At 69.7% G+C, this 13,612-nt stretch carries 10 protein-coding genes; all 10 read left to right on the top strand.

Features of this window, described 5'->3' with window-relative positions; genetic code table 11:
• Positions 1–30 precede the first annotated feature (30 nt).
• The 10 genes from OG972_RS07535 (at position 31) to OG972_RS07490 (ending at position 13,502) form a co-directional block, all read left to right on the top strand.
• Entirely contained in the window at positions 31–816 is a 786-nt protein-coding gene (locus tag OG972_RS07535) for a DeoR/GlpR family DNA-binding transcription regulator (RefSeq protein WP_266979436.1), read from the top strand.
• A gap of 26 nt (positions 817–842) precedes the next feature.
• Positions 843–1,220, top strand: a complete 378-nt coding sequence (locus OG972_RS07530) for a DUF4406 domain-containing protein (protein WP_266979435.1) — start codon at positions 843–845, stop codon at positions 1,218–1,220.
• Positions 1,217–1,876, top strand: a complete 660-nt coding sequence (locus OG972_RS07525) for an NUDIX domain-containing protein (RefSeq protein WP_266979434.1) — start codon at positions 1,217–1,219, stop codon at positions 1,874–1,876. The genes OG972_RS07530 and OG972_RS07525 overlap by 4 nt, the downstream gene beginning before the upstream one ends.
• Before the next feature lie 205 nt (positions 1,877–2,081).
• Positions 2,082–3,263: an ROK family transcriptional regulator gene (locus OG972_RS07520; RefSeq protein WP_266979433.1), complete on the top strand. Its 1,182-nt coding sequence runs from the start codon at positions 2,082–2,084 to the stop codon at positions 3,261–3,263.
• A gap of 120 nt (positions 3,264–3,383) precedes the next feature.
• A complete protein-coding gene (locus tag OG972_RS07515; protein WP_266979432.1) occupies positions 3,384–4,910 on the top strand; it encodes a sugar ABC transporter ATP-binding protein in 1,527 nt (508 codons plus the stop codon).
• Entirely contained in the window at positions 4,907–5,956 is a 1,050-nt protein-coding gene (locus tag OG972_RS07510) for an ABC transporter permease (RefSeq protein ID WP_266979431.1), read from the top strand. The genes OG972_RS07515 and OG972_RS07510 overlap by 4 nt, the downstream gene beginning before the upstream one ends.
• Positions 5,957–6,043: 87 nt before the next feature.
• Positions 6,044–7,081 carry a substrate-binding domain-containing protein gene (locus OG972_RS07505; RefSeq protein WP_266979429.1) on the top strand — a complete coding sequence of 346 codons (1,038 nt, stop codon included), beginning with the start codon at positions 6,044–6,046 and terminating at the stop codon, positions 7,079–7,081.
• 70 nt (positions 7,082–7,151) lie between these two features.
• Entirely contained in the window at positions 7,152–8,381 is a 1,230-nt protein-coding gene (locus OG972_RS07500) for a Gfo/Idh/MocA family protein (protein WP_266979427.1), read from the top strand.
• 12 nt (positions 8,382–8,393) lie between these two features.
• Positions 8,394–9,398 (top strand): sugar phosphate isomerase/epimerase, encoded by a 1,005-nt coding sequence (locus OG972_RS07495; protein ID WP_266979425.1) that lies wholly within the window; start codon positions 8,394–8,396, stop codon positions 9,396–9,398.
• Between the two features lie 390 nt (positions 9,399–9,788).
• Positions 9,789–13,502 carry a ThuA domain-containing protein gene (locus OG972_RS07490; protein ID WP_266979423.1) on the top strand — a complete coding sequence of 1,238 codons (3,714 nt, stop codon included), beginning with the start codon at positions 9,789–9,791 and terminating at the stop codon, positions 13,500–13,502.
• The last annotated feature ends 110 nt before the right edge of the window (positions 13,503–13,612 follow it).

Raw genomic sequence — 13,612 nt, 5'->3', positions numbered from 1 at the left:
AAACGAACAGTGATGTGTTAGAAATGAGTCATGGGTGTCGCCAATCGTCTGGACCTGACCCTGCGACTGGTGCAGGGCTCCGACCGGGTTTCCGTGTCGGAGCTCTCCCATCGCCTGGGGGTCTCCGAAATGACCGTTCGCAGGGACCTGGACGCGCTGGAGCTACAGGGGCTGGTGCGCCGGGTGCACGGCGGCGCCGTCGCCACACGTTCGCGTGAGGAGGGAGCGGGCTTCGCGGCCCGTGAGCTGTGGCAGGCCGCGACGAAGGACCGTCTCGGTGCGGCCGTGGCCGCGATGGTCGAGCCGGGATCTCGCGTGCTGCTGGACGCGGGCACCACCACCGTGCACGTCGCGAAGCATCTGGTCGAACGCGCCCCGTTGACGGTCGCGGTGCTCAGTCTGCAGGCGGCGGTTTGCCTGGCGGACCGGCCCGGCATCGAGCTGCTGGTCGTCGGCGGCCGGTCCCGTTCCGCGGAGCAGTCGCTGGTCGGCCCGCTGGCCCTGCGCACACTCGAGGCCCTGGCCTTCGACTGCTTTGTGCTGTCCATCGGCGGTGTGCACGCCGAGTACGGGTGGTCGGAGTTCTCGCTGGACGACGCGGCCGTCAAACAGGCCGCCCTTGCGCAGGCAGCGCGCACGATCGCCGTGGCGGACGCGACCAAGCTCGGGGTGCGCGCGTTCAGCCAGGTCGCCGCGCTGGGGGCGGTGGACGCCTTTGTCACCGACGCCGCGGCCCAGGATGCCGCCACGCACCCCAATGGCCCGCTGACCCTGACGGCCCTGCGCGATGCGGGCGTCAGCACGGCCCTGGCCTGAACACCGTCCGCCATGAGGAGCGCATCATGACCGCTGTCCCACGACCGCTGATGATCCTGGTCGCCGGCCCCTACCGGTCGGGCACCGGGGACGATCCGGTCAAGCTCGACGCCCATGTGCGGGCGATGAACCAGGCCGCACTGGTGCTCTTCCGCTCCGGCCACCTGCCGGTAACCGGCGAGGCTCTGGCCCTTCCCCTGCTGGAGACCGCGGGAAGCACCGGTCCGGGCGACGCGGCATTCCAGGAGATCTTCCACCCCGTCGCCGAACTGCTGCTGGCGCGCTGCGACGCGGTGCTGCGCATCGGCGGCCCCTCGGACGGCGCGGACCGGATGGTCGCGAGGGCCCGGGATCAGGGGCTGGACATCTACACCCGTATCGACGACGTCCCATCCGCCCGGTGACGGCCGGCCTGGACACCCCCGACCGCCGCGGCCGTACCGGCCTGGACCGGCACGGCCGCGACCTGACCGGCAACCCGCGGGTGCGAATCGAAGACGTGGAAGTGCTGTCCTGCGACTGGTACGTCCTGCGCCGGACGACCTTCGACTACCAGCACAGTGACGGCCATTGGAGCCGGGAGCAGCGGGAGACCTACGACCGGGGCGACGGCGCCACGATCCTGCTCTATAACACCGATCGCCGCACTGTTCTGCTGACTCGCCAGTTCCGTCTGCCCGCCTACGTCAACGGGCACCCCGACGGCATGCTGCTCGAGACCGCCGCCGGGCTCCTCGACGGCGACAGCCCCGAGGAAGCCATCCGCAGGGAAACGGCCGAGGAGACCGGACACACCATCGGCACCCCCGAGCGCGTCTTCGAGGTGTACATGAGCCCCGGCTCGGTCACCGAACGTCTGCACTTCTTCGCTGCCCCTTACCGTCCGCAGGCCTCCGCCGCCGACGGGTACGGGATCGCGGCCGAGGGCGAGGACATCGCGACGGTGGAACTCCCCTTCGCGGAGGCGCTCGCGATGGTCCGCACCGGCGCCATCGCCGACGCCAAGACCATCATGCTGCTGCAATGGGCGGCCCTGGACGGCCCGTACCGGCACTCCTGATTGCCCGCCCGGCCACGGCGCGGGCCTCGAAATGCCTCCGCGCCGACGGCAGACCCACGACTCGACCGCTCGCCTTTGTCCTCGATGTGGAGAAAGTTGGAGCGGATTCCTGCGCAACTTCTTCCCAGTTCCGGCAACCGCTGCTACGTTCCACTCGAAAGCCCGACGGATAAGCCGATGTGGCGGGGAGGGGCGCGTGAGACGTATGACGGCACGACCCGCGAATGCGCATCAGGCGCGACTGCTCCGGCTGTTGCGCGACGGCGGGCCCAACTCCCGGGCACAGCTGGGGGATCAGGTCGATCTCTCCCGCTCCAAGCTCGCCGTCGAGGTGGACCGGCTGCTGGAGACCGGACTCGTCGTGGCCGACGGACTCGCCGCCTCGCGCGGCGGGCGTCGCTCGCACAACATCCGGCTCGCTCCCGCACTGCGCTTCCTCGGCGTCGACATCGGTGCCACATCGATCGATGTGGCTGTCACCAACGCGGAGTTGGAGGTTCTGGGCCACCTCAACCACCCCATGGACGTACGCGAAGGACCTGTCGCGATCTTCGAACAGGTGCTGTCCATGGCGACCAAGCTCCGGGCCTCCGGACTCGCCGAAGGCTTCGACGGCGCGGGCATCGGCGTACCCGGACCGGTCCGCTTCCCCGAAGGCGTACCGGTCGCACCTCCGATCATGCCCGGCTGGGACGGCTTCCCGGTCCGCGAGGCGCTCAGCCAGGAACTGGGCTGCCCCGTCATGGTCGACAACGACGTGAACCTGATGGCGATGGGGGAACAGCACGCGGGCGTCGCACGCTCCGTGGGCGACTTCCTCTGCGTCAAGATCGGTACCGGTATCGGCTGCGGCATCGTCGTCGGCGGCGACGTCTACCGCGGTACGACGGGCAGCGCCGGCGACATCGGCCACATCCAGGTCGAACCCGACGGCCGCGCCTGCGCCTGCGGCAACCGGGGCTGCCTGGAAGCCCACTTCAGCGGCGCCGCGCTGGCCCGCGACGCCGAGGACGCGGCGCGCGCGGGACAGTCGCAGGAACTCGCCGCCCGGCTGGAGGCGGCCGGGAGACTCACCGCAGTCGATGTGGCCGCCGCCGCGGCCGCCGGTGACGCCACCTCGCTCGACCTGATCCGCGAGGGCGGCAACCGGGTCGGCCAGGTCATCGCCGGACTCGTCAGCTTCTTCAACCCAGGACTGGTGGTGATCGGCGGCGGTGTGACCGGCCTCGGCCACACGCTCCTCGCCAGCGTCCGTACCCAGGTCTACCGGCAGTCCCTGCCGCTGGCCACCGGCAATCTCCCCATCGTGCTGGGGGAGTTGGGGCCGGCCGCCGGAGTGATCGGCGCCGCCCGGCTCATCAGCGACCACCTGTTCTCACCGGCCTGATCCTCGACCGGTACGCACCACCGAACCGCTCCCGCCTCATCCGGCCGGGGTCCGGGGGACGCCCCCGGAACAGCACCGCCCTGCCCACTCACCGGCCCGCACCCGCCGAGGGGATTTGTCATGGCACCAGAACCACCCCTGCTCACCATGTCCGGCATCACCAAGTCGTTCCCCGGTGTGCGCGCCCTCGACGGCGTGGACCTGGAGGTCCAGGCCGGCGAAGTCCACTGTCTGCTCGGGCAGAACGGCGCCGGCAAGTCCACCCTCATCAAGGTGCTCGCCGGGGCCCACCAGCCCGACGGCGGCGAGATCACCTGGCGCGGCGCACCCGTCTCGCTCAAGTCGCCGATCGCCGCCATGCGTCTCGGTATCGCCACCATCTACCAGGAACTCGACCTGGTCGAGGGCCTCTCGGTCGCCGAGAACATCTTCCTCGGCCACGAACCCACCACCGCCCGCTTCGTCGTCCGCACCCGCGAAGGACGCGCGGCCGCCGCCGCACTGCTGAAGCGCCTCGGCCACCCCGAGATCGATCCCGCCCGTCCCGTCGGCGCGCTCTCCGCCGCCCAGCAGCAGATCGTCTCCATGGCGCGGGCGCTCTCCCACGACGTGCGGCTCATCGTCATGGACGAGCCGTCCGCCGCCCTCGACCCCGACGAGGTCGCCAACCTCTTCCGTATCGTCGCCGGGCTCACCGCCGAGGGGGTCGCCGTCGTCTACATCTCCCACCGCCTGGAGGAGATCCGCCGGATCGGCGACCGGGTGACCGTGCTCAAGGACGGGCGAGCCGTCGCCGTCGGGCTGCCCGCCGAGTCCACCCCTACGCGCGACATCGTTGCGATGATGACCGGCCGCAATGTCGAGTACGTCTTCCCGCAGCGCCCCGAGGCTCCCGCGGACGACGGTCGGCAGGACCCCGTGCTCACCGTCGAAGGGCTCGCGAGGGCAGGCGAGTTCGCCCCCGTCGACCTGGAACTGCGGCCCGGCGAGATCGTCGGGCTCGCCGGACTCGTCGGATCCGGGCGCTCCGAGATCCTGGAGACGATCTACGGAGCCCGCAGGCCGAGCGCGGGCCGGGTCCTCGTCGGCGGGCGGCCGCTGCGCCCCGGCAGCGTCCGCGCCGCCGTCGCCGCGGGCATCGGACTCGCCCCCGAGGAACGCAAGGCGCAGGCCCTGCTGATGCTCGAATCCGTCACCCGTAACGTGTCGGTCTCCTCCATGTCCCGTTTCTCCCGGGCCGGTTGGCTCGACCGCCGAGCCGAGCGCCGGGCGGCCCGCACCGCCACCCGCGAACTCTCGCTGCGCCCGGACAACCCGGACACCCCCGTCCGCACCCTCTCCGGCGGCAACCAGCAGAAGGCCGTCCTGGCCCGCTGGCTGCTGCGCGGCTGCCGGGTGCTGCTGCTCGACGAACCGACCCGCGGTGTCGACGTCGGCGCCCGCGCCGAGCTCTACGCCGTGATCCGCCGGCTGGCCGACGAAGGCCTCGCCGTTCTGCTGGTCTCCAGCGAAGTGCCCGAAGTACTGGGCCTCGCCGACCGGGTGCTGGTGCTCCGCGAGGGCCGCGTCGTGCATACGGCGGACGCCCGGGAGCTCGACGAGCACCGCGTACTCGACCTCGTGATGGAAGGAAGCCCGACGTCATGACTCAGCCCGTCTCCTCGGCGCAGCACGGTGGGCCGGACAAGGCGGCCCCGCCCGCCCCCGCCGCGTCGCCGCCCTCGAAGGGCGGCGGACTGCGCGCCCTCGGGGTGCGCGCGGACGTCCGCAACCTGTCGCTGCTCGGCGTCCTCGCCGTACTGATCGCCGTCGGCGGGTTCACCGAGCCCGACGCCTTCCTGGACACCGGGAACCTGCAGCTGATCCTGACCCAGTCGTCCGTCATCGGCGTCGTCACCGTCGGCATGACGTTCGTCATCACCAGCGGCGGCATCGATCTCTCGGTGGGCGCGATGGTGGCGCTCGCCTCGGTGTGGGCGACCACGCTCGCCACCCAGGAGTACGGCTTCGCGGGGATCCTCTTCACCGCCGTGCTCGTCGGCCTCGGTGCCGGACTCGTCAACGGGCTGCTGATCGCGTACGGGAGGATGGTGCCGTTCATCGCGACGCTGGCCATGCTCGCCTCGGCCCGCGGTCTCGCCCTGCAGATCACCGACGGCAAGACACAGATCGTCACCGTCCAGTCGGTCCTCGACCTGGGGCTGCCCGACTCGTACGTCCTCGGCATCCCGCCGCTGGTCATGGTCTTCGCCGCGGTCACCGTCATCGGCTGGCTGGTGCTGAACCGGACGACGTTCGGACGCCGCACGGTGGCGGTCGGAGGCAACGCGGAAGCGGCCCGCCTCGCCGGGATCGACGTACGGCGGCAGCGGCTCTACCTGTATCTGCTCTCCGGGCTCTGCTGCGGCATCGCCGCCTTCATGCTGATCATCCTGTCCGGCTCGGGACAGAACACCAACGGCAACCTGTACGAGCTCGACGCCATCGCCGCCGCGATCATCGGCGGCACCCTGCTCAGCGGCGGACGCGGCACCATCGTCGGCTCCGTCCTCGGTGTCCTCGTCTTCACCACCATCACCAATATCTTCGCGCTCAACAATCTGCAGAGCGATGTCCAGCAGATCGCCAAGGGCGCGATCATCGTTGCCGCCGTCCTGGTCCAGCGCCGAACCTCGGCCCACGGGGAGACCTGAGTCCCCGGGCTCTCCCCACTCCACCCCACCCCATCTCACCCGCAGTTCCGCATGCCACCCACGCACCGGATGAAGGGTTCCACAGCCATGCCAGAAACCAGCCGCAGAGGACTGCTCTTCGGCACCGCGGCCGTCTCCGCGGGCGCTCTCCTCACTGCCTGCACCAGCAATGAGCCGAAGAAGTCGCAGACCGCGCAGAGCAATCAGCCGGCCGCCGACGACAAGCCCGGGAAGCCCGTCACCATCGGCTTCGCCGGACCGCAGGCCGACCACGGATGGCTCAACGCCATCAACGAGAACGCCAAGTCGCGGGCGGAGAAGTACTCCGAGGTGACCCTGGAGATCACCGAGGGCTCCAACGACACCGCCGCCCAGATCGGCCAGGTCAAGACCCTCATCAACAAGAAGGTCGACGTCCTGGTCATCCTCCCCGCCGACGGCAAGGCGCTCACCCAGGTCGGTCTGGAGGCGATGAAGGCGGGCATCCCCGTCATCAACCTGGACCGCATCTTCGCCTCGCCGCAGGCCTACCGCTGCTGGGTCGGCGGCGACAACTACGGCATGGGACTCAACGCCGGCACCTACATCGGCGAACAGCTCAAGGACAAGCCGAACGCCAAGGTGGTCGAGCTCGCGGGCATCGACAACCTGGAGCTCACCAAGCAGCGCAGCCAGGGCTTCGCCGACGCCCTCAAGAACTACTCCAACATCAAGCTGGTGGCCCGTCAGGCCGCCGAATTCACCGTCGAGTCGGGCCAGGCGAAGATGGCCCAACTCCTGCAGGCACAGAAGAAGTTCGATGCCCTGTGGAACCACGACGACGACCAGGGAGTCGGCGCGCTGCGCGCCATCCAGCAGGCCGGCCGGGACGAGTTCCTGATGGTCGGAGGCGCGGGCGCGAAGTCCGCGATGGACGCCATCAAGGCCGACAACAGCGTCCTGAAGGCCACGGTCCTCTACCCGCCGACGATGGCCGCGTCCGCCATCGACCTGGCGCGTGCCCTGGGCCAGGGCAAGGGCATCGGCGGGCTCTCCGAACTGGAGATCCCGACCAGTCTCACCCTCTACTCGGCCGTCGTCACCAAGGACAACATCGACCAGTACCTGCCGACGGGCTTCAGCTGATCCGCCGTCCAGGAGGGTGCTGACCCTCCTGCCGTGCGCCCACCGAACGACCGACGAGGAGGAAGCCCGTATGGCCCGTAGGGAAGAGACGGAGCAGGAGGCCGCAGCGCCGCCGACGACCGTGCCGGAGGCGACGCTCGGGGTCGGCATGGTCGGATACGCGTTCATGGGCGCCGCCCACTCACAGGGGTGGCGCACCGCCGGACACGTCTTCGACCTGCCGATGCAGCCGGCTCTCGCCGCGATCTGCGGACGCGACCGTACGGCGGTCGACGCCGCCGCCGAACGGCACGGCTGGGCGGCGGCGGAGACCGACTGGCGCGCCCTGATCGCCCGGGACGACGTCCAGCTCGTCGACATCTGCACGCCCGGCGACAGCCATGCGGAGATCGCCATCGCCGCCCTGGAAGCCGGCAAGCACGTGCTGTGCGAGAAGCCGCTCGCCAACACGGTCGCCGAGGCGGAGGCCATGACGGAGGCCGCGGAACGGGCCAGGGCCCGCGGCCAGGTGGCGATGGTCGGCTTCAACTACCGCAAGGTGCCCGCGATCGCGTACGCACGGACGCTGATCGCCGACGGGAGGCTCGGCGTCCTGCGGCACATACGGGCCACCTACCTCCAGGACTGGCTGGTCGACCCCGAGTCGCCGCTCACCTGGCGGCTCAAGCGCGAGCACGCGGGATCCGGTGCGCTCGGCGACCTCGGGGCGCACATCGTCGACCTCGCCCAGTATCTGGCGGGGGAGCTCCTGGTGGGGGTGTCGGCGGTCGCCGAGACCTTCGTACGGGAACGACCGCTGCTCGCCGGAGCGTCGGCCGGGCTCTCGGGCACCGCGGACAGCGGGGCACGCGGGGCGGTCACCGTCGACGACGCCGCCCTGTTCACCGGCAGGCTCGCCTCCGGAGCACTGGCCTCGTTCGAGGCGACCCGGATGGCGGCGGGCCGCAAGAACGCGCTGCGGCTGGAGATCAACGGCGAGCGGGGCTCGCTCGCCTTCGATCTGGAACGCCTCAACGAACTGTCCTTCCACGACCACACCGAACCGGCCACCACCGCCGGGTTCCGCCGCATCCTCGTCACCGAGCCCGAGCACCCGTACCTGGAGGCGTGGTGGCCGCCGGGCCACGCACTCGGCTACGAGCACACCTTCATCCACCAGGCCCGCGACCTGGTCCTGACGATCGCCGAAGGGGCGGACCCCGTGCCGTCGTTTGCCGACGGACTTCAGGTGCAGCGGGTACTCGCGGCGGTGGAGGAAAGCGCCGAGAAGAGCTCCGTACACACCCCCGTACAGTCCTAGGAGGTTCCGCGCATGCCCCGTCCCTTCACGCTCTTCACCGGTCAGTGGGCCGACCTGCCGCTGGAGGAGGTCTGCCGGCTCGCCCGGGACTTCGGTTACGACGGGCTCGAACTCGCCTGCTGGGGCGATCACTTCGAGGTCGACAAGGCTCTTGCCGACCCCGGCTATCTCGACGGGCGGCGGCAGCTGCTCGACAAGTACGGTCTGAAGTGCTGGGCGATCTCCAACCATCTCGTCGGCCAGGCGGTCTGCGACAACCCGATCGACGAACGTCACCAGGGCATCCTGCCGGCCCGGATCTGGGGCGACGGCGAGCCCGAAGGGGTCCGGCAGCGGGCCGCCGAGGAGATCAAGAACACCGCCCGCGCGGCCGCCGCCTTCGGGGTCCGTACCGTCATCGGCTTCACCGGCTCGTCGATCTGGCACCTGGTGGCGATGTTCCCGCCGGTGCCTCCGCGGATGATCGAGCGCGGTTACGAGGACTTCGCCGAGCGCTGGAACCCGATCCTCGACGTGTTCGACGCGGAGGGCGTGCGGTTCGCCCACGAGGTGCACCCCAGCGAGATCGCGTACGACTACTGGACCACGCACCGTGCCCTGGAGGCCGTCGGCCACCGGGCCGCGTTCGGGCTGAACTTCGACCCGAGCCATTTCGTCTGGCAGGACCTCGATCCGGTCGGTTTCCTCTACGACTTCCGGGACCGGATCTACCACGTGGACTGCAAGGAGGCCCGCAAGCGTCTCGACGGGCGCAACGGCCGTCTCGGCTCGCACCTTCCCTGGGGCGATCCGCGGCGCGGCTGGGACTTCGTCTCCGCCGGGCACGGTGACGTGCCGTGGGAGGACGTGTTCCGGATGCTCCGCTCGATCGACTACGCAGGCCCGGTCTCGGTGGAGTGGGAGGACGCCGGGATGGACCGGCTGGCGGGCGCACCGGAAGCGCTTGCCACGCTGAAGCGGTACGACTTCGACCCGCCGGCCGCGTCGTTCGACGCGGCATTCGGAGGCGGCGACTGACGGTTCCTCGCGGGGGCTACGCCCCCGGATCTCCGCTCCTCACTCGCACTCTTTCAGCACGTCCGGCGGGTGAGTACCGGGGGCCGGGGCGGAGCCCCGGCGGGGCGGGGCGGGTAGGGGGCAGGTCTGCGCAGCCCGGTGGCACATGCGCCGTCGGGACGGTCCAGGCTGCCCCAAACCCCCTTTGTCCTGATGTAGGAAAAAGTTCAACTTAACTCCTGCACAAGGGCTTTCCACCCGGGACGAACCCGTCTACCGTCCCCTTGGTGTACACGACATGACTCGCGTCACCGGAGCCCCACCAGGCCTTCGGTGACCTGCGCGGCAGTCCCCGCGCGGAACGGCACGGCAGCACTCGCCCGTACAACCGGCACTCTCCGGAGGACACTCGTGCACAGAACCAGAACCCGGCCCCGATTCCGTACATCCCTCGCCCTGCTCACCGGCGGCCTGCTCACCGCGGCCACCCTCGCCCTGGGCGCCCCGCCCGGTGCAGCCGCATCGGGCCCGACCTCGCCGGCCGCGTCCGACGCGGCGGCGACCCAGGACTTCCAGCAGGTCACCCTCGCCAAGGGCGCCGCCGAGACCGGCGAACCCATGTCCCTGGCCGTGCTTCCCGACCGCAGCGTCCTGCACACCTCGCGCAACGGCGAGCTGCGGATCACCGACAGCGCCGGCAACACCAGGGTCTCGGGCGTCATCCCCGTCTACTCGCACGACGAGGAAGGCCTCCAGGGCGTCGGTATCGACCCGGACTTCGACAAGAACCGGGCGATCTACCTCTACTACGCGCCGCCGCTGGACACCCCGCCCGGCGACGCCCCGGAGACCGGCACCGCCGCCGACTTCGCCAAGTTCGACGGCGTCAACCGGCTCTCCCGCTTCGTCCTCAACCAGGACGGCACCCTCGACCTGAGCAGCGAGAAGAAGGTCCTCGACGTCAAGACGTCGCGCGGCATCTGCTGCCACGTCGGCGGCGACATCGACTTCGACGCGCAGGGCAACCTGTATCTGTCGACCGGTGACGACTCCAACCCCTTCGCCTCCGACGGCTACACGCCGATCGACGAACGTCCCGACCGCAACCCGGCGTTCGACGCCCGGCGCACCTCGGGCAACACCAACGACCTGCGCGGCAAGCTCCTCCGGATCAAGGTCGCCGACGACGGCTCGTACACCATCCCCGAGGGCAACCTCTTCGCCCCGGGCACGGACAAGACCCGGCCCGAGATCTACGCGATGGGCTTCCGCAACCCGTTCCGCTTCAGCGTCGACAAGGCCACCGGCATCGCGTACGTCGGTGACTACGGTCCCGACGCGGGCGCGGCCGACCCGAAGCGTGGACCGGGCGGACAGGTCGAGTTCGCCCGGGTGACCAAGGCGGGCAACTTCGGCTGGCCGTTCTGCACCGGGAAGAACGACCCCTTCGTCGACTACGACTTCGCGACGAAGACGTCCGGCGCGACCTTCGACTGCGCCGCGCCGAAGAACACCTCGCCGCACAACACCGGCCTGGTCGACCTGCCCCCGGCGCAGCCCGCCTGGATCCCGTACGACGGCGGATCCGTGCCCGAGTTCGGCACCGGCTCCGAGTCGCCGATGGGCGGACCCGTCTACCACTACGACGCCAACCTCGACTCGCCCGTGAAGTTCCCCGAGGCGTACGACGGGGACTTCTTCGCCGGTGAGTTCGGCCGGCGCTGGATCAAGCGCATCGAGCAGGACGGCGACGGCACGGTCCAGTCCATCAACAACATCCCGTGGACCGGGACCCAGGTGATGGACATGGCCTTCGGCCCGGACGGGGCGCTGTACGTCCTGGACTACGGTCTCTCCTGGTTCGGCGGCGACGAGAACTCCGCGCTCTACCGCATCGAGAACGCCACCGGCGGTCACTCACCGGTCGCCGAGGCCGCCTCCGACAAGACGTCCGGCACCACCCCGCTGAAGGTGCAGTTCTCCTCGGCCGGCACCACGGACTCCGACGGCGACGCCCTCACCTACGCCTGGAACTTCGGCGACGGCGGCACGTCGACCGTCGCGAACCCCACGTACACGTACAAGAAGAACGGCACCTACACCGCGACCGTCACCGCCAAGGACCCCACCGGACGCACCGGATCGGCGAGCGTCCATGTGACCGTCGGCAACACGGCACCCACGGTGAAGCTGGAACTCCCGGGTGACGGGCAGCTGTTCAGCTTCGGGGACAAGATCCCGTTCAAGGTGACCGTCACCGACCCCGAGGACGGCACGATCGACTGCTCGAAGGTCGAGGTCCGCTTCGTGCTCGGCCATGACAGCCACGGCCACCCGATCACCACGGCCAACGGCTGCACCGGCACCATCAGCACCCAGATCGACGGCGGACACGACCCGAACGCCAACATCTTCGGAGTCATCGACGCCTCGTACACCGATGGCGGGGGCGGCGGCCAGGCCGCGCTCTCCGGCCACGACCAGTCGCAGCTCCAGCCCCGCCACCGCCAGGCCGAGCACTTCACCGAGTCGTCCGGCATCCGGACGTACGACAAGGCGGCTGCGCATGGCGGCAAGACGGTCGGCGACATCAACAACGGCGACTGGATCGCCTTCAAGCCGTACATCCTCGGTGACTCCACCAAGCTCACCGCCCGGATCTCGTCCGGCGGCGCGGGAGGCTTCCTCGAAGTACGGTCCGGCTCCGCGACCGGCAAGATCCTCGGCTCCGCACCGGTGCCGGTGACCGGTGGCTGGGAGAACTTCCAGGACATCGACGTACCGCTGCGCGGCGTCCCGGGGAAGGCCACCGAGCTCTTCCTGGTCTTCAAGGGCGGCGACGGGGCGCTCTACGACGTCGACGACTTCGAGCTCTCCAACAGCGCCCCCGACCGGACCGCCAAGCGGGTCCTGGTCTTCTCGAAGACGGCCGGCTTCCGCCACGACGCGATTCCCCAGGGCATCGCGGCTCTGAAGGAACTCGGCGCGACGAGCAACATCACCGTCGACTCCACCGAGGAAGCAGGCCAGTTCACCACCAGTAACCTGGCCCGCTACGACGCTGTCGTCTTCCTGTCCACGACCGGTGACGTCCTCAACGCCGACCAGCAGAAGGCGTTCGAGAACTACATCGCCACCGGCGGCGGCTACATGGGCGTGCACGCCGCCGCGGACACCGAGTACGACTGGTCGTTCTACGGCGGACTCGTCGGCGCGTACTTCGCCGGGCACCCCGCGATCCAGCCCGTCACCGTCCGCGTCGAGGACCACAAGAACCCGGCGACCGCCCACCTCGACGACGCCTGGAACCGGACCGACGAGCTGTACAACTACCGCACCAACCCGCGCGACAAGGTGAAGGTCCTCGCCACCCTTGACGAGACGACCTACACCGGTGGCACCATGAAGGGCGATCACCCGATCACCTGGTGCCAGACCTACCAGGGCGGCCGCTCCTTCTACACCGGCCTCGGCCACACCAAGGAGTCGTACGCCGAACCGGCCTTCCGCCAGCTCCTCCTCGGCGGCGTCCGCTACGCGGCCGGACAGGTGAAGGCCGACTGCAAGCCGGACACCGGCTACCGGCCGATCTTCAACGGCAAGACACTCGAAGGCTGGAAGCAGGCCGGCCCCGGGAAGTTCAACGTCGTCGACGGTGAACTCCGCTCCGAGGGCGGCATGGGTCTCCTCACCTACCAGGCCAAGGAGCTCGGGTCGTACTCCCTGAAGCTCGACTGGAAGCTGGCGGGTGACGACAACTCCGGTGTCTTCGTCGGCTTCCCGGAGTCCGACGACCCGTGGTCCGCGGTGAACAACGGCTACGAGGTCCAGATCGACGCCACCGATGCGCCCGACCGCACCACGGGCTCCATCTACACCTTCAAGGCGGCGAACATCAAGGCCCGTGACGAGGTCCTGCGGCCGCCCGGCCAGTGGAACAGCTACGAGATCAAGGTCCAGGGCGAACGGCTCCAGGTCTTCCTCAACGGAGTCAAGATCAACGACTTCACCAACACCGATCCCGTCCGCAGCCTGAAGAACGGCTACATCGGCCTCCAGAACCACGGAGCCGATGACCAGGTGTCCTTCCGCAACATCGAGTTGAAGGAGCTGCCCGCCGCCTAGGCGCGACAGCCGCAGTCCGACGGCGGGCGGGGCAAAGGCCCTACCTCGCCCGCCGTCACCCCCACCCTTGTCCGCCTCGATTCGATCAGCGCCGCTCTTTTTTTGCACTG

The sequence above is a fragment of the Streptomyces sp. NBC_01669 genome (assembly GCF_026339735.1).
Classification (GTDB): domain Bacteria; phylum Actinomycetota; class Actinomycetes; order Streptomycetales; family Streptomycetaceae; genus Streptomyces; species Streptomyces yanii.
The sequence above is the reverse complement of the archived record's forward strand: the minus strand, read 5'-3'. Positions and strand labels throughout refer to the sequence as shown.

Coding starts and splice junctions, on each gene's coding strand:
- OG972_RS07510 (WP_266979431.1), top strand. CDS start 4,907: ATGACTCAGCCCGTCTCCTCGGCGCAGCACGGTGGGCCGGACAAGGCG.
- OG972_RS07515 (WP_266979432.1), top strand. CDS start 3,384: ATGGCACCAGAACCACCCCTGCTCACCATGTCCGGCATCACCAAGTCG.
- OG972_RS07535 (WP_266979436.1), top strand. CDS start 31: ATGGGTGTCGCCAATCGTCTGGACCTGACCCTGCGACTGGTGCAGGGC.
- OG972_RS07500 (WP_266979427.1), top strand. CDS start 7,152: ATGGCCCGTAGGGAAGAGACGGAGCAGGAGGCCGCAGCGCCGCCGACG.
- OG972_RS07495 (WP_266979425.1), top strand. CDS start 8,394: ATGCCCCGTCCCTTCACGCTCTTCACCGGTCAGTGGGCCGACCTGCCG.
- OG972_RS07505 (WP_266979429.1), top strand. CDS start 6,044: ATGCCAGAAACCAGCCGCAGAGGACTGCTCTTCGGCACCGCGGCCGTC.
- OG972_RS07530 (WP_266979435.1), top strand. CDS start 843: ATGACCGCTGTCCCACGACCGCTGATGATCCTGGTCGCCGGCCCCTAC.
- OG972_RS07520 (WP_266979433.1), top strand. CDS start 2,082: ATGACGGCACGACCCGCGAATGCGCATCAGGCGCGACTGCTCCGGCTG.